22 protein-coding genes and 1 riboswitch are annotated in these 25,696 nt (G+C 36.2%); of the genes, 16 read left to right on the top strand and 6 right to left on the bottom strand.

Going from position 1 to position 25,696, the window contains the following annotated elements:
• The first annotated feature begins 317 nt into the window (after positions 1-317).
• Positions 318-716 carry an aspartate 1-decarboxylase gene (gene panD / locus KQI69_RS10280; RefSeq protein WP_216565291.1) on the top strand — a complete coding sequence of 133 codons (399 nt, stop codon included), beginning with the start codon at positions 318-320 and terminating at the stop codon, positions 714-716.
• A gap of 146 nt (positions 717-862) precedes the next feature.
• Positions 863-2,059 (top strand): bifunctional phosphopantothenoylcysteine decarboxylase/phosphopantothenate--cysteine ligase CoaBC, encoded by a 1,197-nt coding sequence (gene coaBC / locus KQI69_RS10275; protein ID WP_216565290.1) that lies wholly within the window; start codon positions 863-865, stop codon positions 2,057-2,059.
• On the opposite strand, the gene truA is transcribed toward coaBC, so the two are convergent.
• Together truA and KQI69_RS10265 are read right to left on the bottom strand one after the other, a co-directional pair.
• Positions 2,053-2,790 carry a tRNA pseudouridine(38-40) synthase TruA gene (gene truA / locus KQI69_RS10270; protein WP_216565289.1) on the bottom strand — a complete coding sequence of 246 codons (738 nt, stop codon included), beginning with the start codon at positions 2,788-2,790 and terminating at the stop codon, positions 2,053-2,055. The genes coaBC and truA overlap by 7 nt on opposite strands.
• Positions 2,791-2,847: 57 nt before the next feature.
• On the bottom strand, positions 2,848-4,008 hold the full coding sequence (locus KQI69_RS10265) for a GGDEF domain-containing protein (RefSeq protein ID WP_216565288.1): 1,161 nt from the start codon (positions 4,006-4,008) through the stop codon (positions 2,848-2,850).
• A 373-nt stretch (positions 4,009-4,381) separates the two neighbouring features.
• Here KQI69_RS10265 and KQI69_RS10260 point away from each other — a divergent pair, with 373 nt between their 5' ends.
• From KQI69_RS10260 to KQI69_RS10245, 4 genes are all read left to right on the top strand, one after another.
• Complete coding sequence (locus tag KQI69_RS10260) at positions 4,382-5,593, top strand: iron-containing alcohol dehydrogenase (protein ID WP_216565287.1); 1,212 nt, start codon at positions 4,382-4,384, stop codon at positions 5,591-5,593.
• A 477-nt stretch (positions 5,594-6,070) separates the two neighbouring features.
• Complete coding sequence (locus tag KQI69_RS10255; protein ID WP_216565286.1) at positions 6,071-8,908, top strand: ABC transporter permease; 2,838 nt, start codon at positions 6,071-6,073, stop codon at positions 8,906-8,908.
• 307 nt (positions 8,909-9,215) lie between these two features.
• Positions 9,216-9,641 carry a hypothetical protein gene (locus KQI69_RS10250; protein WP_216565285.1) on the top strand — a complete coding sequence of 142 codons (426 nt, stop codon included), beginning with the start codon at positions 9,216-9,218 and terminating at the stop codon, positions 9,639-9,641.
• 72 nt (positions 9,642-9,713) lie between these two features.
• Positions 9,714-9,786: riboswitch (Fluoride riboswitch) on the top strand.
• Positions 9,787-9,927: 141 nt separating this feature from the next.
• On the top strand, positions 9,928-11,136 hold the full coding sequence (locus tag KQI69_RS10245) for a chloride channel protein (RefSeq protein ID WP_216565284.1): 1,209 nt from the start codon (positions 9,928-9,930) through the stop codon (positions 11,134-11,136).
• Here the strand turns inward: KQI69_RS10245 and KQI69_RS10240 are convergent.
• Positions 11,127-11,996: a LysR family transcriptional regulator gene (locus tag KQI69_RS10240; RefSeq protein ID WP_216565283.1), complete on the bottom strand. Its 870-nt coding sequence runs from the start codon at positions 11,994-11,996 to the stop codon at positions 11,127-11,129. The two genes, KQI69_RS10245 and KQI69_RS10240, sit on opposite strands and share 10 nt — an antisense overlap.
• Positions 11,997-12,165: 169 nt before the next feature.
• On the opposite strand from KQI69_RS10240, the gene KQI69_RS10235 reads away from it, so the two are divergent.
• From KQI69_RS10235 to KQI69_RS10215, 5 genes are all read left to right on the top strand, one after another.
• Positions 12,166-13,434 carry an SLC13 family permease gene (locus KQI69_RS10235; protein WP_216565282.1) on the top strand — a complete coding sequence of 423 codons (1,269 nt, stop codon included), beginning with the start codon at positions 12,166-12,168 and terminating at the stop codon, positions 13,432-13,434.
• A gap of 150 nt (positions 13,435-13,584) precedes the next feature.
• On the top strand, positions 13,585-14,496 hold the full coding sequence (ttdA, locus tag KQI69_RS10230; protein ID WP_216565281.1) for a L(+)-tartrate dehydratase subunit alpha: 912 nt from the start codon (positions 13,585-13,587) through the stop codon (positions 14,494-14,496).
• Positions 14,497-14,508: 12 nt separating this feature from the next.
• Positions 14,509-15,141, top strand: coding sequence for a L(+)-tartrate dehydratase subunit beta (gene ttdB / locus KQI69_RS10225; protein WP_216565280.1), 633 nt, complete (start codon positions 14,509-14,511; stop codon positions 15,139-15,141).
• A 247-nt stretch (positions 15,142-15,388) separates the two neighbouring features.
• On the top strand, positions 15,389-17,152 hold the full coding sequence (locus KQI69_RS10220; protein ID WP_216565279.1) for a methyl-accepting chemotaxis protein: 1,764 nt from the start codon (positions 15,389-15,391) through the stop codon (positions 17,150-17,152).
• Positions 17,153-17,302: 150 nt separating this feature from the next.
• Positions 17,303-18,667 (top strand): extracellular solute-binding protein, encoded by a 1,365-nt coding sequence (locus KQI69_RS10215; protein ID WP_216565278.1) that lies wholly within the window; start codon positions 17,303-17,305, stop codon positions 18,665-18,667.
• Between the two features lie 138 nt (positions 18,668-18,805).
• Here KQI69_RS10215 and KQI69_RS10210 read toward each other — a convergent pair whose 3' ends face one another.
• The 3 genes from KQI69_RS10210 to KQI69_RS10200 all read right to left on the bottom strand — a co-directional run bounded on the left by KQI69_RS10210 (position 18,806) and on the right by KQI69_RS10200 (position 20,243).
• On the bottom strand, positions 18,806-19,012 hold the full coding sequence (locus KQI69_RS10210) for a DUF1858 domain-containing protein (RefSeq protein WP_022224221.1): 207 nt from the start codon (positions 19,010-19,012) through the stop codon (positions 18,806-18,808).
• Between the two features lie 134 nt (positions 19,013-19,146).
• Positions 19,147-19,317 carry a DUF362 domain-containing protein gene (locus tag KQI69_RS10205; protein WP_022013665.1) on the bottom strand — a complete coding sequence of 57 codons (171 nt, stop codon included), beginning with the start codon at positions 19,315-19,317 and terminating at the stop codon, positions 19,147-19,149.
• Positions 19,318-19,439: 122 nt separating this feature from the next.
• Positions 19,440-20,243, bottom strand: a complete 804-nt coding sequence (locus KQI69_RS10200) for an adaptor protein MecA (RefSeq protein WP_216565277.1) — start codon at positions 20,241-20,243, stop codon at positions 19,440-19,442.
• 704 nt (positions 20,244-20,947) lie between these two features.
• Between KQI69_RS10200 and KQI69_RS10195 the strand changes: the two genes are divergently transcribed.
• The 5 genes from KQI69_RS10195 to KQI69_RS10175 all read left to right on the top strand — a co-directional run bounded on the left by KQI69_RS10195 (position 20,948) and on the right by KQI69_RS10175 (position 25,529).
• The gene (locus KQI69_RS10195) at positions 20,948-21,181 is read left to right on the top strand and encodes a hypothetical protein (RefSeq protein ID WP_216565276.1); all 234 of its coding nucleotides are present in this window, start codon (positions 20,948-20,950) and stop codon (positions 21,179-21,181) included.
• Between the two features lie 246 nt (positions 21,182-21,427).
• The gene (locus KQI69_RS10190) at positions 21,428-23,128 is read left to right on the top strand and encodes a glycosyl hydrolase family 18 protein (RefSeq protein ID WP_216565275.1); all 1,701 of its coding nucleotides are present in this window, start codon (positions 21,428-21,430) and stop codon (positions 23,126-23,128) included.
• Positions 23,129-23,192: 64 nt separating this feature from the next.
• Positions 23,193-23,891: an N-acetylmuramoyl-L-alanine amidase gene (locus KQI69_RS10185; RefSeq protein ID WP_216565274.1), complete on the top strand. Its 699-nt coding sequence runs from the start codon at positions 23,193-23,195 to the stop codon at positions 23,889-23,891.
• A 1-nt stretch (position 23,892) separates the two neighbouring features.
• Positions 23,893-24,960, top strand: a complete 1,068-nt coding sequence (locus KQI69_RS10180) for an L-threonylcarbamoyladenylate synthase (RefSeq protein WP_216565273.1) — start codon at positions 23,893-23,895, stop codon at positions 24,958-24,960.
• Positions 24,961-25,037: 77 nt separating this feature from the next.
• On the top strand, positions 25,038-25,529 hold the full coding sequence (locus KQI69_RS10175) for a hypothetical protein (protein ID WP_216565272.1): 492 nt from the start codon (positions 25,038-25,040) through the stop codon (positions 25,527-25,529).
• Positions 25,530-25,696 lie beyond the last annotated feature (167 nt).

Here is a 25,696-nt window from a genome sequence, read left to right as displayed (position 1 = left end):
TAGCAGCTAATAGTGTTATGGGCAAGTAGCAAAGCGGATTGCGAATATCCGCTTGACTATTCAGACCAGACCAAGAAATGTTTTGACTTATTAAAATTTTCAGAGTAGAATATATGCTATTGTGTTTGATTAGAAGTCAGTGTATTGTATCAATGATTTTCAGTTATCTTATTTGGCGAAATATCAATGATACATTACACTATTAAGTAAACGATGGTGGATATGGATTTATTGTCAGATTTTGGAGTTGATTTCAATGTATAAATCGGCTGATATGTAGATTTTAAATCTGTACCCATTTGGAAATGGAGAAAAATATGACAGTTACAATGCTTAAAGGCAAGATTCACAGAGCAGTAGTTAGACAGGCCGAGTTAAATTATGTAGGAAGTATCACTGTTGATCCTGAACTTATGGAAGCGGCAGGAATATATGAATATGAGCTTGTGCAAATAGTGGATGTTGAGAATGGAAACAGGTTTGAGACATATACGATAGCAGGTGAACCGGGAAGCGGAATGATATGTTTAAACGGTGCAGCCGCAAGACAGGTTCAGGTTGGCGACCATGTTATTATCATGTGTTATTGCCAGATGTCACCTGAGGAAGTTAAGGGACATAAACCAAAGGTTGTATTTGTAGATGATGAAAATAAGATAGCAAAAATATCATCTTATGAAAAATACGGTACACTTACACAGGAAGCAGTAAAGTAGTAAAAATAGTTATTTGACGAAATATTAATGACATAATACACTAAAACCGTAACTGAAATAAGTAATAGTTATTGTTTTTAATATTGCGAAAATCGTTGCTAGACACATTGTAGATGTGAACAGCAACCGGAAACGAGGATAAAGTTATGTTAAAGGGAAAGACGGTTGTTTTAGGCGTAACAGGAAGCATTGCGGCATATAAGATTGCAAATCTTGCAAGCATGCTGTCAAAACTTCACGCAGACATTCATGTATTGATGACACAAAACGCAACTAATTTTATAAATCCGATTACATTTGAAACGCTTACGGGAAATAAATGTCTTATAGATACATTTGACAGAAATTTTCAGTTTAATGTTGAGCATGTTTCACTTGCAAAAAAAGCGGATGTTGTGCTTATAGCTCCGGCTTCGGCAAATGTCATCGGAAAAATTGCAAATGGAATAGCGGATGATATGCTGACAACAACTGTTATGGCTTGTAAATGTAAGAAGATAATCTCACCTGCCATGAATACAAATATGTATGAAAATCCGATAGTTCAGGACAACATAGACAAGTTAAAGCGATTTGGTATGCAGGTCATAGAGCCTGATGTAGGACTTCTTGCCTGCAAGGATGTGGGTGCAGGAAAAATGCCGTCAGAAGACACGCTTCTTGACTTTATCCTTCAGGAAATATTATATGAAAAAGATTTAACAGGAAAAAATGTACTTGTGACAGCAGGACCTACAATGGAAGCAATAGATCCCGTAAGATTTATTTCAAATCATTCAACTGGGAAAATGGGCTATGCGGTAGCAAAAGTAGCCGCAAGACGAGGAGCGAAAGTAACGCTTGTAAGCGGACCTGTAAATCTTTTGCCGCCACGCTTTGTAGAAACAGTACAGATAGAAAGTGCTGCCCAGATGTATGAGGAAGTCACAAAAAGAGCCGATAAACAGGATATTATCATAAAAGCAGCGGCGGTAGCCGATTACACACCTGAAAACACAGCCGATGAAAAGATAAAGAAAAAAGACGGTGGTGAAATGTCAATACCGCTCAAGCGGACAAAAGACATTTTAAAAACACTTGGAGAAAGCAAAAAAGAAAAGCAGTTTATCTGTGGTTTCTCAATGGAAACACAAAATATGTTAGAAAACTCCAAAAAGAAACTTGAAAAGAAAAATGTGGATATGATAGTAGCCAACAATCTCAAAGTAGCAGGGGCAGGTTTTGGAACAGACACAAATATAGTTACCCTAATCACGAAAGATGAGGTCAAGGAACTGCCGCAGATGAGCAAAGAGGATGTGGCAGCAGCTATACTTGATGAGATTGCGAAAAAAATTCAATAATCCACCTCAACTAAACAAAGTCCCTGTGGCGGAGCCGTAAATCCGGCTGCGTTACGGGATTTTTTTTCTATTATAGCCGGAATATCATCACATGAAATGTCGTGAGTTCCAACCATAAGTAAAGTCCCGGTAAGAATACGCACCATATGATAAAGGAAACCGGTACCATAAAAGTCAATTGTTATTATGCCGTCAGAATTGTTGATAGAGATGTCAGAAATTGTTCTTATTGTGGATTTCTTCATGCGTTTATTGTCACAGAAGCTTTTAAAATCATGTTCACCGATAAGATACCCGGCAGCTTTTTTCATAGCCTCTATATCATAGTTTTCTGTAAGTCTTGTCATATACTTTCGCTCAAAAACATTTGCCACCTCACCATTGTCAATAGTATATCTGTAATGCTTTCCTTTGGCATTAAGTCTTGCATGAAAGCGGTTGTCTGTTTTCTCTGCATCTAAAATGCGTATATCGAGTGGCAGATATTTGTTAAGTGAATCTCTGACTTCAAGTTCAGATAAAGTGGCATTTGTCTTAAAGTTCGCTATCTGCCTGATAGCATGAACGCCGGCGTCAGTCCTGCCGGAGCCATGAATTTCTATATCTTCACCTGTCATTTTATTCAAAATATTTTCTAATTTGCCCTGAATGGTATTATCTGTATTGCCTTGTTTCTGCCAGCCGCTAAAGCGTGTTCCATCGTATTGTATCGTAAGTTTAAAGTTTGTCATAGTTCCTCCATGTTTCATGTTTAATTTTGTTAAATTGGAATTTACACACCTTAATGATTAACTGTTTCTACGGTTATGCCCGCTAATTTGGTAATATTCCTTCTTTTGTTCATACATACTCTTATCTGCTTCTTTTACAAGTTCTTTTATTGATAGTTCCTTGTATTTTTCAGCAGAAGCATATCCGACAGAAAGACTCAATTTATCAATTTTTTTACCTGACCATTCATTTGTTTCATGTTTTAAGTCAGACAGTGCTTTATCAATCTCTTTATGGGGCATGGTAGTAAATACAACAAATTCATCACCACCGATGCGGAAGGTCTGTCCTTTCCTTCCAATAGATCCTTCAATACACTTAGCAGCCCCACAAATCAACTCGTCTCCTGCATCATGCCCAATTGAATCATTCACTACCTTTAACCCATTGATGTCAATTAGAAAAACCACTAAATTATCTGGAAGATCATCAGCATAGGTATCAATAGCATCGACATAAGCAAAACGACTAAGCACTCCTGTTAAAGGGTCGTTGGATAGTTTGGTCTGTTGTTCGATAAGTTCTTCATCCATCTTAAGCTGAGAAAATTCAGAATAATGAATGTACAGAAGTGTAGCACCAAATGTAGCTGCCAAATATGCAACACGATAGTTGGTTCCTAACACTTCCTGCATGCCAATACCAACATAAATAAGTATCATAGCCGCATAGAGTGAGCGTCTATTCTGTTTTTGAAAAGTTTTTCCGTACTCTAACATTCTGAACATAAAATTCACAATGATTAATAAATAAAATGCCATATAAATTGGATAGAGTTGTCCATGCGTATAATAATTCTGATCATCAATAACAATCATCCAACCTTGAAACGCAGATATTATCTGTACAACAGCATTTCCGATAAGTATTTTCTGCAAAAATCTGTTCTTTTTATTCTGTTCCTGTACCAGCATGGTCAATGCTCCTGCCATCATTGGTGTAAGAGTATAATCAGCAGCTTTTACAGCAGCGATAACCCATTTTGGGATATATTCATTTCCTCCTATATTAACGCCTGTACACTCCGCAATCGCTGCCAAAGCAATCAAAATGTTTGTTGCAATGAAAACCCTCTTTTTCGCTTGAGGCAGTCGATTGTTCTCTGATATCAGAATAGAAAGTACTATAAGTGCCAGTAGCACTAGCATAATTATAGAAGTGTAATAATTCGTTATCATATTTAACCATTCCCTTAACTGTAATTGAATAATTCTTTAAATCACCCATTTCATTTGAAATGGGAGTGCTGACCTGCATCATCATTTTATCACAAAAATTAGAAATTCCCATAAAAAGTATAGATTTGTAAAAAATATACAATGAATTTTATTGATAAAGAATAAAAGTATATAAAATCACCAAAAAATATTGACGATAAATTTTATCAGTGTTAAACTTAAAAAGTAGTCGGTGCAAAATATGTTATTTATAAAGTTGTAAAAGTATAAATTTTTCAATTACCGGCATAAAGGGATAATAATTGTTATTAAAAATATTTTCAGACTGCCTGTTTTAAATAATATCGGCAGTCGGTAAGGAGGGCTTTACATAATGGCAAGATTTACATTACCAAGAGATTTATATCATGGAAAGGGTTCTTTGGAGGCTTTGAAGGACTTTGATGGAAAGAGAGCTATTGTCTGTGTCGGCGGCGGCTCTATGAAAAGAAACGGATTTCTTGACAGGGCGATAGGTTATCTTAAAGAAGCAGGTATGGAGGTAGAACTTTTTGAGGGCATCGAGCCTGATCCTTCAGTAGAAACAGTTATGCGTGGAGCAGAAGTTATGCAGAAGTTCCAGCCTGACTGGATTGTTGCTATGGGCGGCGGTTCTCCGATTGATGCGGCAAAGGCTATGTGGATTAAGTACGAATATCCTGATGTGACATTTGAAGATATGTGTAAGGTGTTCGGACTTCCAAAACTCAGACAGAAAGCCCATTTCTGTGCGATTTCTTCGACATCGGGTACTGCTACTGAGGTTACGGCATTTTCTATTATCACAGATTATGAGAAAGGTATCAAATATCCGATTGCAGACTTTGAGATTACACCTGATGTTGCCATCGTAGATCCTGAACTTGCTGAGACTATGCCGGTCAAACTTGTTGCACATACAGGTATGGATGCCATGACTCACGCTATCGAGGCATATGTATCAACAGCAAACTGCAATTATACAGATCCGCTTGCTATCTGGGCTATCAAGATGATTCAGAAACATCTTGTAAAATCATACAATGAAGACATGGAAAGCAGAGATCAGATGCATGATGCACAGTGTCTTGCTGGTATGTCATTTTCGAATGCACTTCTCGGAATCGTACATTCTATGGCACATAAGACAGGTGCAGCATTCAAGAACGGACATATCATTCATGGTGCAGCAAATGCAATGTATCTTCCAAAGGTTATCAAATATAACAGCAAAGATGAGACCGCAAAGAAACGCTACGGTGAGATAGCTGATTATATGGGACTTGGCGGAAACAGTGATGATGAAAAGGTAGATTTACTTATCAAATATCTTCGCCAGATGAACGATGACCTTAATATTCCTCATTGCATTAAAAATTATGGTGAAGGTGGACTTCCAGCAGATGAGGGAATCGTACCTGAGGATGAATTCCTTGAGAAACTTCACGATATAGCAGCAAATGCTATTCTTGATGCATGTACAGGTTCAAATCCTCGTCAGCCATCACAGGAGGAGATGGAAAAACTTCTCAAGTGCTGCTACTATGATACAGAAGTTGATTTCTAATTTTTACACAAAAGTAAATTGAATATAGGATATTCTATAATAGATGTTTTTGCATTTATTGTCAGGTTATATATCAAAAGCGACCGCACAGGTTTTTGTGAGGTCGCTTTTTGGTTGTTTAATACTATAGCATTTCCATAAAATAATGTATATATAGGATTCAATGTTTAAATCTACTGATTTACAAAAAAATGCATTAATTTGTAGATTTGTTATAGATTTAATGTGACAAAATTGTCACTGAATATGTCACTGTAGAGTCACTTTAAAGTGGTATATTAGTCATTGTAAATATAAGCACAGCAGTTACATATATTACCTCTTGTATTATGGAAGGTATATAAAAATAATGGAAAAGAGCTTATATTTAGGAAAATATTGCGAAAAATAAAATTTTTCACACACAAGATTTGTGTCTGCGCACACTTGTCACAAATCTGATATGAATCAAAAATGTGTGCAGGAATGAGAGATAAAATGAATAGTACAAACATTATATTTAAAATTACCCGTAAATATATGATAAAAAATAAGAAAAGAACAATAATTACACTGACAGGTATAGTCATGATTGTAGCTTTACTAACATGTATTTTTGTTGGTAAAGATACTGTTTTTTCATATCTGACATCTGTTGCCGAGGTAAAGAGTGGAAAATGGAATGTAATAGTATATAGTGCAGACAGAGAGCAATATAAAAAAATAAAAAAACTTGATTATGTAAAAGAGACAGCAGTAAGTTCAGATTTTGGTTTTACTGATTGTAAAGCATCAAACAATAAAAATAAGCCCTATTGGGAGGTGAAGGGATATTCTTCAAAAAACTTTGAATGGATGAACATTTCTTTGGAGAAAGGGGATTATCCAAAAAATGATTCTGAGATAATAGTAAGTAAACAGTTGATAAGTGACGGAGTAAAAATAAAAATCGGTGATGAAGTTTCAGCGGATTTTTTTGAGAGATATATAAGAGGAACTGATTCAAAGAGTAAATATACATATTTTCCTTTTTTTAATCTGAAAGTTAAATATAAGCAGACTGTTAAAGTCGGACAGGATTTTCCTTATTATAGTGCTAATGATTCTTTTAAAGAAATACACAAAAAAACAGGAATAAGTAAGAAATATACGGTTGTGGGGATTATGGATAATGTTTCTTACGAAAGTAAAGATAATAGTTTTTACGCCGGACTTACTTATAGAAAGAATAGTCTGGATAATCTGGAAAAGGGAAATATATCAATAAAATTTGATTTAGATAAATTGTCATCAAAAAATAAATACATAAATGACCTCAATGATATTATGGGAAATAAAAAGGATTCTGTGGAAGTAAATGACCTTGTTATGATTTTTTCTGCAAATTCATCAGATACAAGTTTGAATTTTATGGTAAATATTATTATGATCTTTTTTATTGGTCTGATAATGATAATAAGTATTATTTTAATCTATAATGTTTTTAATATATCATTTGAAGAACGGTTAAAATATCTTGGGATGTTGTATGGAACGGGTGCAACAGCAAAACAGAGAAGGAGCAGCGTATATTATGAGGCATTGGTATTACTTTTCATAGCACTACCAATTGGGTTTATTTTAGGAATCAGTGTTGTATATATGGGAATGAAGATTATAAATCCATATATACTTAAATTGCTGGAAGTTATGATGGGTGACAGTGTAACATGCAATGTTTCTGCAACAGTCTGTATAAATATAAGAAATATTGTATATATATTTGCTATAGCTTTTGTTACGGTATTGCTTTCTGTCTGGTATCCAGCATTTAAAGTTGGACGCAGTTCTGCGATAAAAAGTATGAAAGGACAGGCAAAAAAGATAAAAAAAATCTCAGGAATTGGGCGTGTATTTGAAAAAACAAGTGACATTCTGTCTGTGCTGGCATTTAGAAATTCACACTATTCAAATATAAAAACAAAAAGTGTTGTACGTTCAATAGTTATATTTATGTTTGTTATCTCAATCACAGCTTTTGGGGCATCATCTGTAGGTAAAATGGTTCATTACAGACTTGTAGATGATGTGTCATCAAAAGTGAATGTTAAGGGATATGATTATGTGCTTTCAGAAATAAATAGTTTTGGTGGGGCATATGATTCAATGAAAAATGAGATAATAAAAAATGCTTCGGTTGAAAAAACAGTGGAATGGTTTACGGGAATGTTTAAACTACAGGCTGACAATGCGATAATGAGTGATGAATACTGGGATAAATACAGGCTGATAGCAAATGAATACTTTAATAAACAATTTACCACTGAAAGTTTTAAAAAATATATGTCTCAAAATAAGATTGCATTAAGTATATATGCGGTAGATGATGAGACTTATGAGAATATAGCTCAAAAATCAGGGGCAGATATGAAGCTGGCACGAAATGGTTCTATCGATAGCGTTCTTTTTTATCAGAATATTGAAATGTCAACTGATAATTTTAGATTTGAAGATGGTAAGGCAAAACATTATCGTTTTTATGAGTTAAATAATGCTACGAGTTTATCTGTAGGAGATAAATTCACGACATTACTGTACAATCCAAAGAAGGATAAAACACAGGATTTTTTGTTTACGCTTGCAGGATATGCGACAAATGAAAGTTTAAGTGACTATTTTACTTTTCATGGTGGTAATGCATGGATTATAACGAGGGCGTCAACAGCAGAAAAAATGAATAGGATTTTGTCATCTGAAAAAAGCAATAGTGTAGATGGTAATGATAATGTAATAGAGAGAGAGCTTTATATAAAGTTTAATGATAAAAACAGTACATTGGCGGAGAAACTAAAAAAGACAGCGGGTTCAACTGCTGCTGATGATAAATATATTGTTACGATGATAAATAACAAATTTTCGGTTTCAACAGTTGCAGAAATAATAAATTTATTAGTCAATATAGTTGCGGTGTGCTTTGTTGTATTTACCTCTTTGATATGTTTTCTGAATTTATTTAATTCTGTGAAAGGAAGAGCAGAGATGAGAAGCAGAGAGATTGCAATGTTATGTTCAGTGGGAATGGAACATAGGCAGATCAGCCATATGTTGTTTGTTGAAAATGTATACATTATAACTAGAGGTTTGTTTTGGACAGCATTGGTATCGCTGCCGGTTATATTTACAATAAAAAGATTTTTATCGGAATATTTCGGACATATTGAGTTGAACATTCCTGTAAGAGTTTACTTTGCAGGTTTAATCGCGGTTGTAGTTTCGCTTTTTGGAATTTCAAGATATTGCTATAAAATCAAAGGACATTATAGTATTCTGGAAAATTTAAGGAATGAAAATGTTTAACAGTAAACTGATGATATATTATATTGACATTGCTGGCTTTGTGAAATGTTTGTGAAAAAATTGACTTAGAAAAAATTATAAGCTAAAATTTGGTTTGTACACAGTAACAGGATTTGTTACTGGCAGGGAGTGTGCAAAAATTATGCACCGTAAAATGATATGAAAGAAAAAGATACGCTATTAAAAAGAGGGATAATGTTTTAAGTGTGTGTAAATAATGGACTTAAAGGGAGCAGTCTTAAAATTTGCAGACAGATATAATGGTAATAGCAATAGTATAAATATATACATATCAGGAGGCAGAATTATGAACATAACAATAGGTGGTATGGGAAATAGCACTATAGCGGGCATAATGCAGAATGCACAGATAAGTACATCTGAGAATCAGAAAAATACAAAGGAAGAAACAGATATAAAGCAGTCACAGACGAATTACGACTATGTTTCTACTGATGGAGATACTCTTCAGATCAGCGAAGCAGGTAAGTCTGCAAGTAAAGGAAATGAAAATCAGGCAGATAGTGGCAATACTGGTGCGCAGGCACAGTCATCATTTGCCGGTTCTTCAACTAAACAATTAGAAAATGTAGATGTAAGCACAAGTTCAACTTCAAGCACTGCTGACTTGTCATCTTACTCAGAGTCAGAATTAAAAAAGATGTATCTTAATGGAGAGATTACAAAAGCACAATACGATGAGGAAATATCTTCAAGAGACACAGATGAATAATTATCATTAGCAATATACTATTGCTATTACTTTTTTATGGTGTTGATTTTGTGTAATATTTGTAGTAATATACAAAAGTCAGGGAATGAAGTTCTCCCTTGGGTGACCTAAATTGCTTATAATAGCTGATGACTTCTACGATTCTGAATATATAAGATAAATATATTTATTTTGTATATTCAGAATCGTAGAAATCATCAGCTTTTTTGATTTGAAGGTGCTCTACGCAATAGAAGTGTGGAACTTCCCTGATAGTGTTAAAAAATAATTTATCAAGGAGGAAAAAATGAAATCAGGAAAAAGAATCAGAGAAATATTTTTTTATGTAGTTGCAGCATTATTCTTAGGGGCTGTCATAGGAGGTATAGATGCTTTATTTGGGCGTGTGCTTCTTGCAATTACAGATTTTAGGGGACGGTATATTAATATACTGATTTGGTTTCTGCCAATCGCAGGTTTGTCTATCACATGGATGTACCACCATTTTAATGAGACCAGCTTAAAAGGAATGACACTTGTGCTTGAAGCTGCACAGGGAAAGAGAGAGGATATTCCTCTTGCACTTGTTCCGCTGGTGATGCTTGGGACATGGATTACTCATCTTTTCGGCGGAAGTGCAGGCAGAGAGGGAGTTGCAGTTCAGATAGGAGCGACATTATCTAATTGGTTTGCACGCAGATTTAAGTTTGATAATGATAATGCAAAGATTCTGCTTATAGCAGGAATGGCGGCAGGCTTTGGAGGGCTGTTTCAGACACCGTTTGCGGCTGTGTTTTTTGCAATGGAGGTTGTCATAACGGGAAAAATGCTGTATCAGGCATTTCTGCCATCACTGATAGCAGCAGTTACAGCATCAAAGGTTTCTCATGCATTATGTCTGGAAAAATTTGAAGTGCCGTTTAAACAGACGGTTGATATGTCAGAACCGAAGATATTATTTTACCTTGTTGTTCTTGGAGTGCTTTTTGGTCTTGCAGGGCGTTTGTTTTCAGTATTGTTAAAAAAAGCAAAAGTGTTTATGGGGGAAAAGTTTAAAAATCCATATAAAAGGATAGGATTAGTTTCAATCCCGCTTGCGATAATTCTTTTTGTACTTTGGAACGGCCGTTACTGTGGGCTTGGAACAAACCTTATATCCCAGACATTTGCGGGACAGGATATTTATATTTTTGACTGGCTTATAAAGCTGCTTTTGACTGTGCTTACATTGTCAATCGGATTTCAGGGCGGCGAGGTCACACCATTATTTTCTATCGGCGCAACGCTCGGCTATTGTCTTGGCAATCTGTTTGGTATTTCCCCTGTCCTGTGTGGTGCACTTGGGTATGCCGCTGTCTTTGGAAGTGCGACAAATACAGTAATCGCACCGTTTCTCATAGGGGTTGAAGTTTTTGGAACGGGTAACTGCCTTGCTTTTGTGCTGGTGTGCAGCATTGCATATATTGTAAATGGTAATCGCTGTATTTATGGTGCACAAGGGATTTCCTACCAGTAATTCTGTGCGAATTGAATAAATGTCTGCATTTGTGATGTGATATATCGTCCCTTTTTCCACACTATACCGATATCGGTTTTGAGGGGTGGTTGCAATGGGATAGCTTTATATTTGGGAAGTCCGGCAACAACACTTTCATACAGGAAACAGCCACAATTTCCGTTTCTTATAAAATTTATAGTTGTGTAAAGCTGGCTTCCCTGCATTACGATATTTGGTTTTATATTATTTGTATCAAACCTTGACTTGAGAAGATTATTCTGAACTGAATCTTTGTTAAAAAGAATCACATTTTCACCATCAATATCTGACATTTCTATATAAGGTTTATCTGCGAGTCTGTGTTTTGGTGATACACAAAATACAAGCTGGTCATGTAAAAGAACACGACTGTCGAGGCGGTCGATATTGTACATTTCCATATTTATAAGGGCAATGTCCAGTTCATCGTGCAGTATCATATCACAGGCACGCACTGAACCATATTCTTCAAGAGTGACATTAGCATCAGGATTAGCATCAAGATAAGCATCCAGCATACCGGGAAAGAATATACTGCTTAGAATAGGTGGTATTCCTATGCGGATAGCGCGTGTAGGCTTTCCATGGTTATCCATCTCATATTGCATTTCATTGCAGTACTGCAGAATATATGCAGCCTTTTCATAAAAGATTTCACCATCAGTTGTCAGACTTAATTTATTATTATTTCTATTGAATAAAACAATTCCAAATTCATTTTCTAATTCTTTTATCGCTAATGAAATAGCCGGTTGTGTAACAAACAGTTCATTTGCTGCACCTGTAAGACTGTGACAGCGGCATGCAGAACAGAAATACTTTAATTGTATGAGTGTCATTTGTTTATGCTCTCTTTCTAATATACTTTATATTTATTATATCATAAAAAATATTTATTGAAAAATAAATTTCATTAAATGGACAAATAGTATACCCTGAGATAAACTATAGTCAGAAAGAAAAATTGTGGTTGTGAAATTTACTATAGAAGATAAGAGGAGGAGGAATATGGATGCTTCGGTAATTACATTATTATTTTTAATTTTTGCCATTGTAAGTTTTATTCTTGAAAAGATTCCATTGGGACTGACAGCCACTATTGTGGCACTTGGACTTAACCTTACCGGAGTGCTTGATACTGCTGCAACATTTAAGGGATATGTAAACAGCAATGTTATTTTATGTGTTGGGATGTTCGTAGTGGGACAGGCATTGTTTGAAACAGGTATGGCAAATAAGATGGGTGGCATTGTTATCAGATTTGCAAAGTCAGAGAGAATTTTAATTGCAGCGATAATGGTCATTGTGGGTGTTATGTCAGGATTTTTGTCAAATACCGGTACGGCAGCAGTTCTTATTCCGGTTGTCTGTGGAATAGCGGATGAGGCCGGTTATTCAAGAAGCCGTTTGCTTATGCCGCTTGTGTTTGCAGCCGCTCTTGGTGGAAACATTTCAATCATAGGTGCACCCGGAAATCTTATGGGCGTAAATGCTTTGCAGGAACTTGGATTAAAGACGGGATTTTTTATGTATGCACCGATAGGTATTCCGATGTTGATCGCAGGAATCGTGTATTTTGTCTTTTTTGGATATCGGCTGCTGCCTGACAGGGATACCGGTATGGCAGTGGAGCAGGCATCAGATAAGAAAGATTTCAGTGATGTACCAAAATGGAAACAGGTTACATCTGTAGTAATCTTAATTCTTGTAATACTTGCTATGATATTTGAAAAATATATAGGTGTTGAAATTCAGGTATCAGCCTGTATGGGAGCCTGTCTTTTGGTTCTATCCGGAGTGATTTCGGAGGAAGCTGCATTAAAGTCGATCGACCTGAAAGTTGTATTATTGTTTGGCGGTTCACTCGCACTTGCCAGTGCACTTGATTCTACTGGGGCAGGTACAATGATAGCAGATAAGATTGTTGGACTGCTTGGAGATGAACCAGAACCGCTTATTCTTTTATTGGCAATATTTATAGTAACCTGCGTGCTGACTAATTTTATGTCAAATACGGCAACAACGGCACTTATGGTTTCAATCTCGGTTTCACTGGCAAAAAGTCTTGGTGCTGATCCGAGAGCCGTAGTAATAGCGACTGTCATAGCAGGCTCATGTGCTTATGCAACACCTATAGGAATGCCGGCGAATACTATGGTAGTCGGTCTTGGCGGGTATAAGTTCAAGGATTATGTAAAATCAGGCCTGCCATTGATAATCATATCATTTATTTTATGTATGGTATTGTTACCGATATTATTTCCGTTTTATCCATGATAGTGTTATGGGCAAGTAGCAGAGAGGATTACGAGTATCCGCTTGACATGGATGAAACTGGTATATTTGCAGAGATACAAGGTTTGTGCCTGTGCACACTTGACACAGACCTTGATATACAAAAAAATGTGTGCAGAAATGAGGGTTAAAATGGAAGAAAAAAAGGTGAAACAGGTAATGAAATTAACAGATATGATAGCAGATTTTGTCGGATATATTGGCAAAAAACTGCCTGATGATGTGGTAGCAAAATTGGAGGAACTTGCCTCAAAGGAGGATGCGGCACTTCCAAAGGTCTTGTATGAGACAATGACAAAAAATCAGAAACTTGCTGTTGAGTTAGATCGTCCAAGCTGTCAGGATACAGGTGTTTTGCAGTTCTGGCTCAGATGTGGAACAAACTTTCCATATATCAATGAACTTGAGGAACTTTTGACGGACGCAGTTGTTAAGGCAACATTTGCAACACCTTTGAGACACAATTCAGTGCAGACATTTGATGAGTACAACACAAAGAAAAATGTCGGAAAAGGAACACCGACTGTATGGTGGGATATTGTTCCAAACAGTGATACATGTGAGATTTATGCATATATGGCAGGTGGCGGCTGCACACTTCCGGGAAAAGCAATGGTGCTTATGCCTGGTGCGGGTTACGAAGGCATTACTGATTTTGTTTTGGATCAGATGACAACTTATGGCTTGAATGCATGTCCTCCACTGCTTGTCGGAGTCGGAGTTGGAACTTCTGTGGAAACGGCAGCATTAAATTCAAAGAAAGCCCTGATGCGTCCTATAGGTTCTCATAATGAAAATGAGAATGCGGCAAAGATGGAGAAGCTGTTAGAGGATGGCATTAATGCAATAGGTCTTGGTCCTCAGGGAATGGGAGGTAAATACTCAGTTATGGGAGTAAATATCGAAAATACAGCCCGCCATCCGTCAACGATCGGAGTTGCGGTAAATGTCGGCTGCTGGTCACACCGAAGGGGACATATAGTAATAGATAGTGATCTTAATGTAACATGTGATACACATTCCGCTTGGGAATACAATAAATAGGAGGGCGAACTGATGATTGAGATAAGAGGAGATAAAAAGGTTCTTATAACACCGGTAACGAAAGAAGATATTGAGGATATAAAGATTGGTGATATTGTATGGCTTGACGGAGATTTAATGACCTGTCGTGATGTTGCACACAGAAGGTTAGTGGAGTATGGAAGAGAACTTCCATATGATATAAAGGACAAGGCAATCTTTCACGCAGGACCGATTGTGCGTAAGATAGAGGGCGAAGATGATAAGTATGAGATGGTATCGGTAGGTCCGACAACATCTATGAGAATGGAAAAGTTTGAGTATGAATTTACCAAGGAAACAGGTGTGAGGATTATTGTTGGAAAAGGTGGCATGGGTGCGAATACAGAACGAGCTTGTAAAGAATTTGGGGCATTGCACTGTGTCTTTCCGGCTGGATGTGCTGTAGTTGCCGCAACGGAGGTTGAGTATATAGCAGAGCATCATTGGGACGAACTTGGTATGCCGGAGACTTTATGGTGCTGTAAAGTAAAGGAGTTTGGTCCGCTTATCGTATCAATAGACTCACAGGGCAGAAATCTTTTTGAGGAACAGAAAGTAATATATAATGAAAGAAAAGAGGCAGAAAAGCAGAAGATATATCCGGAGGTAAGATTTATAAAGTAATCTAAGGTAAGATTTTTAGCTTAAATACAAAAATGAGCAGGTGATTTTTGATTATCTGCTCATTTTTTTGCTTATTGACATTATAAAAATATATTCCTCACAGTAATTTGCTATAATATTCCATTAAAACGGATATTTTCGGCTTTTGGTATTGCAAACGGTTGTAGTCTTTTGACATTTGTTTTTTTGGTGATAATATAAAGTAGAAAAAAAGCAGTTATTGCTAATACAAAACAAGGAGATAAAAATGAGGAATTCAATGTCAAGAAGAATTATGGCATTTCTATTGATGCTTTTAGTAGTATTTGTTTTATCAATAGGTGCAAGTGCCATAACGAATGTGGGCGTAAAAACGTCAGTAAAAACAGTAACAGACTCATATTTGGAGATGGAGAGTGAACTCGTAAAGGTACAGACCGATGTTGAAACTATAGAAAGTTACACAAAGATCATGAGTATTGAGATTTCAGGAACTACTTATATGATGACAAAAGGTTTTGAAGATGATTTTGAGACAGGCAAAAGCGATATTAAAAACATGGCGGCTGCATGTCAGAATTTAGATGAAAAAAATCTTCTTAAAAAGTTTCAGACTTGGGAAAAGTATGTGGAAATGTATTATGAGCGTTCGCAGACAATGCGTAAGCAGTATTTGTCAGAAGATACTTCAAATCTATATCTTTCATATGCACTTGTAAAAGATGCAAGACTTAAAATGAAAGCTGCGAGCGAAAGTTTTCAAAATACATTAAAAGCATGTATAAGCACACAAAAAGACAAAGTTGAATCAGATCTGGCTCGTGTAGGCTGGATTACAAGAGTTTCAGTCGGGCTGTTTTTGATAGTGTGTGTATTGATAGTCTTTATGGTTATCCATACTATCACAGTTCCAATGAAAAATGGTAATGAGAAACTCGAAGAGATGTTAAATGACATTGAACATTCAAAAGGAGATCTGTCATTACGAATCCCAAAGAAATATTCTGATGAATATGGAAAAATGGTCGATGGTGTAAATCTTTTTATTCAGGCATTGCAGAATATTATGATATCTATAAGAGATAATTCCATGAAGCTCAATGATGTTTCTGAGCATATCGGGCAGAAGATAACTTCCTGCAATGGTTCTGCAAATGATATTTCGGCTGTTATGGAAGAGTTATCGGCAAGTATGCATGAGATAACATTGACATTAGACCGGTTTAAGGAAAATGCGCAGACGGTACTTTCTGCTGCTGACGAGATTACAGCATGTGCACAGTCGGGTGATGACATGGTCAGACAGATAAATGTGAGGGCAGAAGATATAAGCGAAAAGACAAAACATAATAAAATGGATGCCGGACAGGTTGTCTCAGAGATGGAAAAGAGCATGGGCAAGGCAATCTCAGACAGCGAGTCGGTAAAGAAGATTCAGGAACTTACCGAAAAAATTCTTGGTATATCAAGTCAGACAAATCTGCTGGCATTGAATGCGTCAATCGAGGCTGCAAGAGCAGGAGAGGCGGGAAAAGGTTTTGCGGTTGTTGCTGATGAGATAAGGGTTCTCGCGGATGATACAAGGCAGACGGCAAACGATATCCAGAATATAAGCGGGATAGTTGTAGGTTCTGTAGAGGAACTTATATCTAAATCAACAGGACTTATGAATTACATATCAGAAAATATATTGAATGAATTTGATGAATTTGTTGACATGGCAGATCAATATAAGGACGATGCAGGATATATGCAGCAGTTGTTATCGACATTTAGCGGACACTCATACAAATTAAGGGACATAGCTAATTCTCTGGCAGGTGATGTTGATACAGTCGCAACAACAGTAAGTGAGTGTTCTACAGGTGTCACAGATGCTTCGGGCAACATAAACCTTTTGGTAGGTGAAGTTGGCGAGATAGTTGAAGATGTAGAAGTTAATCATGAGGTAGTGAGTGAACTTGGAAATGAAGTAGGAAGATTTAAAGTTCTTGAGGAAGACGAAAACGGAAAGCAACAAAGAGCAGTATGATCAATTGTTGTATGCAGATAAAAATGATGCAAGGGTCAAAATCAGATAAAAATGCAGCAATCTGTTATATTGGTTAGGTGCAAAATAGCTTTTGATACAGGCATTATAAAAATTTTAGGTGCAAAAGTTATGCACAGAAATGAGGAAAATATGAAGAAACAAATGAAAATATTATGTGCGTGTTTTCTGTCAGTTGTTCTTTCAATCACGACTATCGGATGTGGACAGAAAAATAGTGCAGATAAAAGCTCGAAAACAGACAATATCAACACACAGACAAAAGATACGGATATTTCAGCAGACATATCATTATGGACATTTCCTTTAGGAACATGGGCAGATAAAGCGACAGTGTCAAAGGTTATTAAAAAGTTTAATGAGAAATATCCTAATATCAATGTCGAATTTAAGGCACTTGACTATGATACCGGAGATGCTGTGATAGAAAAGGCAATAAAGCAGAAACAGGCTCCTGACATAGTTCTTGAGGGACCTGAGCGACTTGTAAGTAACTGGGGTGACAATGGTTATCTTATAAACCTTAATGATATGTGGACTGATGATGTTGTAAGTGATGTTGTTAAAAATAATACATCAGTATTGGCAGCCTGTATCGGCAGTGACGGTAATTATTATGAATATCCTCTTTGCATGAACACACATTGTATGGCGGTAAACAAAGAATTATTTGAGAAGTCCGGTGCAATGAAATATATAGATCAAAAGAAACGTACATGGACAACAGAGGGATTTCAAAAGGCACTGAAGGCTTTGAAAGCATATGGTGTAAAGAAAACAGGAGTCGTATATTGCGGAGGTCAGGGCGGAGATCAGGGAACAAGGGCCCTTGCAATGAATCTCTATAGTGCAAAATTTACTAATGGAACATATACACAGTGGACAATGGACAGCAGTGCGGGTATTAGTGGAATACAACAGTTAGTTGACTGGGTAAATGCAGGTCTGTTAAGTTATGATCCTAATATAGTTGCCGCAGATGAGTTAAGTATGTTTGCTTCAAAAAAAGTTGCCATGACATTTTGCTGGAATGCCTCAAACCGGGTAAATTATGCGTCAGAAATTGATTTTACACCTTATGCCGTAGCATTTCCATCAGATGATGGTGTACCGGAACTTGCAGGCGGACTGCCGGGATTCTGTGTATTTAACAATGAGGATGAAAACCGTCAGAAAGCAGCTAAGATATTTATTTCTTATTTATGTAATGATTCAGAACAGGGGGCTGAGAGTATAAGAATGTCCGGCTTCTTCCCTGTGAAAGCATCAAGCGGAGATGTTTATAAGGGTACGGATAATGAGAAGGTCATGCAGGAATTTTCTTCCATGATGAAATATCTTGGAGATTATTATAATGTTGCCCCCGGCTGGGCAGAGCAGAGAACTGCATGGTGGATGATGTTACAGAAAGTGTTCGCAGGAAAAAATGTCAGTCAGGAAGTAAAGGCATATACAAAAACCTGCAATAAGGCAACGGATAAGGCGCTTAAAGAATAATTATTATAGAACACACAGATGGAATAATGGAGGTATTATGGATAGGCATATTTTTTCATGAGCAGCGTTCATTCTGAAAATATAAAATAAGGACAGATATCAATATGATAATATCTGTCCGTGAACTGTTGCGAAAAATTATTTCTTTGAAAGATAATCATTTACATTGGCTACGAGCTCATCAGCGTTAAGTCCGTGAACCATAGCTGCTTCTTCAAGGGACTCACCCTGAGCTGATGGGCAGCCGATACAATGCATACCTGATGCCATAAGGATTGCTGCGATGCCTGCGTCTATTTTGAGCATGTCAGCGATTATCATATCTTTAGAAATTCTCTCTGTCATAATATCTGATCTCCTTTTAAAAAAGTTAAAATAAAAACGAAAAAGCCACTGTATAGGAGAAAACTCCTTTGTCAGCAGCTTTATTTTACATAAAGTAAAAAAATTCGTCAATAGGAAACAAGTTCCTGTTTAAATTACTCCTGTGAAATAGCACCTGAAGGGCATGTTCCTGCACAAGCACCACACTCGATACATGTATCTGCATCGATCTGGTAATGAGCATCTCCTTCTGAAATAGCGCCTACTGGACATCCACCAGCGCAAGCACCACAGCTAACACAATCATCACTAATTACATATGCCATTTTAATTGTCCTCCCTTATTGATTTTGTGAATTCATTATAACGCAGATTTTTCTTTTTGGCAACCCCTGAAAGCACTGAAAATAAAGGAAAAATGGTTAGTTTAAGTGAACTTGAGGTAGGCTTATACAAGCTTCTGTAAAGCATCATTTTTGATGAGTGGTTCAAAGTGTTCTTCAAAATATGAGATGCCAGCGGAAGTGTTTTTTAGCTGAGTTCCATATTCGCTTGTCAAATTACAGATTTTGTTAAAAGCTTCAGGTGAAAGTTCACCCTGCTGCATTATAAGTATATAATTTCCTTTTTTATCATCTTTATACAATGTATTAGAACTTTTATATAAATTACAGATAATGTCTGCAAGTTCAGATACATCATTTAATGAATTAAAAGAAAATATCTTTGAGTTATTTGATAATATTTTTTGGCCTGTTGTTTTTGGACGTGGTTCTTTGCTCAATGCTTCGGACAGAGAAATAAAGTCTGTATTTTCTTCATATGAAGGTGGCTGTGAAAATGGTATCGTTTCATCATCATCTGGATTTATATTGCCGGCAAGTTCATATATGTCATCATCATCGTCATCATATTCATCGTCAAAAGTATATTCGCTGACCTGTTCATAATCGGAACTGTCAGGATCGTCAGAAAATGTTGAAAATCTTGTATCAAGTTCATCCGGATCTTCGACTTTGGTTATGAGTAATACCAAGGTGTCGGGATACATAGGGATAGCCTCTATCATAAGTGGGATATTTTCCGCATCAAAACCGAATTCATAGGATGCCTGCTGCACCATGTCACGAAATAGAGCCTTGGCTTTATCTGTTCCGTATGCAAGTTCGCTGATACGAAGTTCTCTGTCGGATAAGTCTTTTTTGTTGAGTGTACAACGGATTTGATTGTCATTTATTTTTTCGATTCGCATAGGCTCACTCCCTTTCTAAAAATAATCAATATTAATAAAAATCTTTATAGTTAAATTATAGGTTAATATTGGTTGTAAGTCAATAATTTAAGGTTTATCTGACATTGTTATTATCGGAGGTTTATGGAAAAAAATCACCATTTATCTATTTATATGATTTAAAGGATTCGAGGGTGATTTAGTGATTGTGAGTTTGGTGCTTTTTTTAATAAATTTAGTGTATTGTATATATGTTAAGATAATATTATCATTTGTAATAAATGTATAATAAATACTGGATTTTTTTTGAAAAATTTGCTTATATTTTCAGAAAATGATTAAAAATGATAAAAGTGTGAAATTTTTTATGCATATTAGTAAAAAAAGTGAAGTCAGTTTTGTTGAAAATACGGTGATTTAAGTGTTGAAATTATGAAAGACACCATCATATAATAGTCAGCACAGAGACACGATTTGATGTTTTGGGGGGTGAGTTTATAGGAAGAGTAGAGTAAGATGAATTATCAATGATACATTAAATTAGTTTGTTAAAAATACAAGACGGTTGAGCGGCAATGATATGAATTTTACCAGGTGTTTATAAAATCGTTGCTCTGAATACAAAATAAAAATATTTAATAGGAAAATGATAACATATCACATGAAAATTTAAAGAAACAAATAACGCAAGTAGCGGTCATGTATCTTATTAGAGATTCTGGAGGTTGGTAAAATTGAGGGATGATTCAGAAAGGCTGAGGGAAATGACAGTATCATGGATTTTGGACGAAGCTGTTAAGTGGAGCTTGTTTGGGGTTAAGGTTAAAATCGATGGTCAGTTTTATTCAGGTAGGGATTCTGAAATAATTGAAAATGTCAAAGAGAACAATTACTATATGGAAAACTATGTAAGTGATAATAATGGTAAGATTGTGCAGGTCGAATTTGACCGTCTTTAAATATGTACAGGGATTGTCCATAATAAGCTTTAGTAAAAAATGTTGAAAAAATTTAAAAGAACATAATGGGAACTTAAAAAATTTAGGAGAGGGAAAAGTCTGAATCCGTTGCTGGTCGCACATAGTGTGGAAAGCAGCCGGTTCCTCTCCTGATTAGATCGATTTTTCACATGTATCTTTACTGGAAAAAAGTTAAGTGATATACTGATATAAAAGAACATTGCGTGTTGAGAAAGGGTTCTGTATATGAAAAATAAACGATTATTTTTTTCAGTTTTGGTTACATTTGGAGTTGTGATCTTATTGATCATATTTTATTTTATAAAGAAAAATATGCCTTGCAAAGATTATATGAGTCTTGCAAAATATTATGGAAATGATGGCAATGGTTATACAGTTGTACTTGAGGACAAGATAAATGAGGAGCAGGCATTATATCTGAAAGGTCAGGTTTATCTTGATTACAATCTTGTGTCGGATACATTAAATAAAAGGTTTTACTGGGATTCAAATGAAAACCTTTTAATTTATACAACAGCTACATCTGTTATTACTACTCATATTGACAGTAATAAATATATGATAAACAAAAGTACGAGCAATAAAGATTATACTATAGCAAAACTTAAAGATAATAAACTTTATATTGCGCTTGACTTTGTAAAAGATTATACGGCATTGTCCTATAAGATATATAAGAAACCGAACAGGGTTGTCTTAAAATATGAATTTGGAAATAAGCAGAAGTGGATACAGGCTGAGGAAGATACTAAACTCAGATTTGAGCCTAGTATAAAGAGTCCGATACTTATAGACATAAAAAAAGAGGAAAAATTCAGGCTTCTTGAAGATGATTCGGAAGAAAGCGGATTTGATAAAGTCGTTTCGGACAGTGGAGTTATAGGTTATGTGAAAGTATCATCACTTGGAAAGGCTTATGATTATACACCTAAGACGGATTTTGTGGAGGAAAAATATCCTCATACATTGTTGGGAGAAAAGGTGAATCTTTTATGGCATCAGGTTACAAATCAGACTGCAAACACTACACTGACGAATGTTATTTCAGATACAAAAGATGTAAATGTTATAGCACCGACATGGTTTGCAACGAGTGATAATAACGGTAATATATCATCAATTGCAAGCTATGATTATGTTGACAAGGCTCATTCAATGGGACTTCAGGTGTGGGGGCTTTGTGATGATTTTTCTCCAAATATGAAGATTGGAAATGTGCTTGGCAGAACGAGCAGGAGAGAGAGATTAGAGAAAAATCTTATTGCTGAGGCTATAAGATACAGTCTTGATGGAATAAACATTGATTTTGAAAATGTAAAGGCGAAAAATGGCGATGATTTTATACAGTTTGTAAGGGAACTTGGTATAATGTGCCGGAATAACGGAATTATTCTTTCTATAGATAATTATCCCCCGGCAGAGTATTCGGCATATTATGACAGAAGGGAGCAGGCAGCAGTAGCAGATTATGTTATCACTATGGCATATGATGAATATTATTCAGGCTCTAAGGAGGCAGGACCGGTTTCTTCAATAAGTTATGTGAAGAATTCTGTTAAGAATATATTGAAAGAAGTTCCGGCAGAGCAGTCGGTGATAGGACTTCCATTTTATTCAAGGATGTGGAAAGAGTCCACAGAGTCCGGCGAGGTGAAACTTACTTCAGAGGCATGCTCGATGAAATACGCGGAGGAACTTGTGACAGATGCAAAGGCGGATGTTACATGGGATGAGGAGCGTGGACTTGAATATGCTGAGTACACAAAGGATGGAGTTTTACATAAGATATGGCTTGAAAATGCCAGGTCACTTGGACTTAAATTAAAGGAAGTAAGTTCGGGAAATATGGCTGGAGTTGCTTTTTGGAAAGCTGGTATGGAAAAGAAAAATGTCTGGGATACGATAGAAAAATATATAGTACAGTAGCAGTTTGTCATAATTTGCAATAAACTGCATATATATAGCTGATAAGTATTTTTAGGGCATATATATGAATTTATTGAAGAAAAGTTTTATTGTTGTATTATGTGTATGTGTTGTGGCAGCAGGAGGATTTTTCAGCAGGCAGATGATAAGAAGGATTCCGGTATTTAAGAACAGTGATAAAAAAACGATAGTGATAGATCCGGGACATGGGGGAAGTGATCCCGGAAAGGTCGGTATAGACGGTTCGCTTGAAAAAGATATAAATCTTGCTATATCAATGTATCTTAAAAAAGAACTTGAGAGTAAAAAATATAAAGTTGTTATGACGAGAGAAAAAGATGAAGGTCTTTACAGTGAAGGAGATACAAATAAAAAAATAGCTGACCTGAACAAAAGAGTTGAGATTATGAATGGCTCAGATGCGGCACTTGTGGTCAGTGTACATCAGAACAGCTTTACCGGTGAGAGTTCTAAGGGGGCGCAGGTATTTTATCACAGTGCTTCCAAGGAGGGAAAAGAGTTTGCAGGTATAATGCAGAAAGAGATAGCAGCATGTATAGGTGATGGTAATAATCGTGTAGAGAAGGCTAATTCAGATTATTATATATTAAGAAAGAGTGTTCCGACTGCTGTTATTGTAGAATGTGGTTTTTTATCAAATTCGCAGGAGGCAGCACTTTTGTCTGACAGTGGGTATCAGAAGAAGATGGCAGGAGCTATTGCTAAGGGGGTATACGAATATATTCAGAAGGAGGCTCATTAAGATGAGTGAAGATATAGATACAAAAGTTATAAAGATTGATCCTGAAGTGTTTGATGACAGCGAACTTCATGAGGCATGTGAAATCTTAAAAAGAAACGGACTTGTCGCTTTCCCTACGGAGACGGTTTATGGTCTGGGAGGTGATGCTATGCATAAGGAGGCATCTGCAAAGATATATGCCGCAAAGGGAAGACCGTCAGATAATCCTCTTATAGTTCATATAGCAGATGAGGACAGTCTTAATGACATAGCAGGAGAAGTGCCTGAAAATGCCGTAAAACTTATGGATGCATTTTGGCCGGGACCGATGACTCTTATATTTAAAAAGACAGATAAGGTTCCATATTCTACTACTGGAGGGTTAGATACTGTTGCTGTGAGAATGCCGAGTCATCCGGTTGCAAGAGAACTTATAAGACAATCAGGAGTTTATATTGCAGCACCAAGTGCAAATACTTCAGGCAGACCAAGTCCTACGAAAGCAGAGCATGTTATCGAAGATCTGTCAGGTAAGATAGATATGATAATTGATGGGGGAAGTGTCGGCATTGGGCTTGAATCAACCATTGTGGATGTCAGTGAGGAAGTCCCTGTTATTTTAAGACCGGGTTATATCACAAAGAAGATGCTTGAGGAGGTTGTTGGAGAGGTCAAAGTTGATCCTGCGATCATAGGAGATAAACCTAAGAAAAATATTGTCGCAAAAGCTCCGGGGATGAAGTACCGTCATTATGCTCCGAAGGGAGATATGACTATTGTCGAGGGAGATATTGATAAGGTTATCCAAACGATAAATGAACTTGCAAAACAAAAACTTGACGAGGGAAGTAAAGTTGCGGTTATTGCGACAGATGAAACAAAGGGAGAATATAAGTACGGTATCGTAAAAAGTATCGGTTCAAGAAAAACTGAAGGTTCCATTGCAGCAGGTTTATATGATATACTGAGAGATATGGATCATATTGGAGCACAGTATATATTTGCTGAAAGCTTTAGTGATGACAGACTTGGAGGAGCTATAATGAACAGAATGATAAAAGCAGCCGGTCATCATCTGATCCATGTATAATATAACATATAAAAATATGGCGAAATGTTAAACAATAGAGGATTGTGTGACAGATTGTGAAATAGAAGGAGAAGTATATGAAAAGCTATGACAAAGTAATATTTGTAAGCAAAGGAAATACTTTCAGCAGTCCGCTTGTAGAAGCTATTTATAGAATGAAAGCTCCAAACTGGCTTCCAAATTCTATATCCAGAGGGACGGTTGTGTTGTTTTCTGAACCAATAAATCCAAAAGTAAATGTTCTTCTTAGCAGTCATGATATGAATATAAGCAATCATGAAAATTCAAAGCAGCTTATACAAGAAGATATAACGCAAGATACACTTTTGCTTACCATGACATTTAGTGATAAATTAAAAGTTATCGAGGATCTTGGCGTATCAAAAAATGTGTATACAATAGGTGAATATATCGAGGATGATGCGGATATATCGGATCCATTTGATCCGGATGAAACTTTGTATGATAAATTTTTTGAGGAAGTTTCAGAAAAAATTGAGAAAGTGATATTGCATATGGAAGCAGAATATCATGAAAATGAAGATTCTGCTGTAAATACAAATAATTAAAATGTGGAGGTTGAACAACAGGTGAAACAAACTTATAAAAAATTACAAAAAACTACAGTTTTTTATAATTTAAAGAGAGGTAGCCCATATGATAAAAACAATTCGAGTGATGTTAGTGCCAAATAATAAACAGAAAACTAAATTATTCCAATATGCTAACACCGCCA

The sequence above is a fragment of the Eubacterium sp. MSJ-13 genome (genome assembly GCF_018918235.1).
Classification (GTDB): domain Bacteria; phylum Bacillota; class Clostridia; order Lachnospirales; family Lachnospiraceae; genus Butyribacter.
Note: the sequence above shows the minus strand (reverse complement) of the source record. Positions and strands in the feature narration are given on the sequence as shown.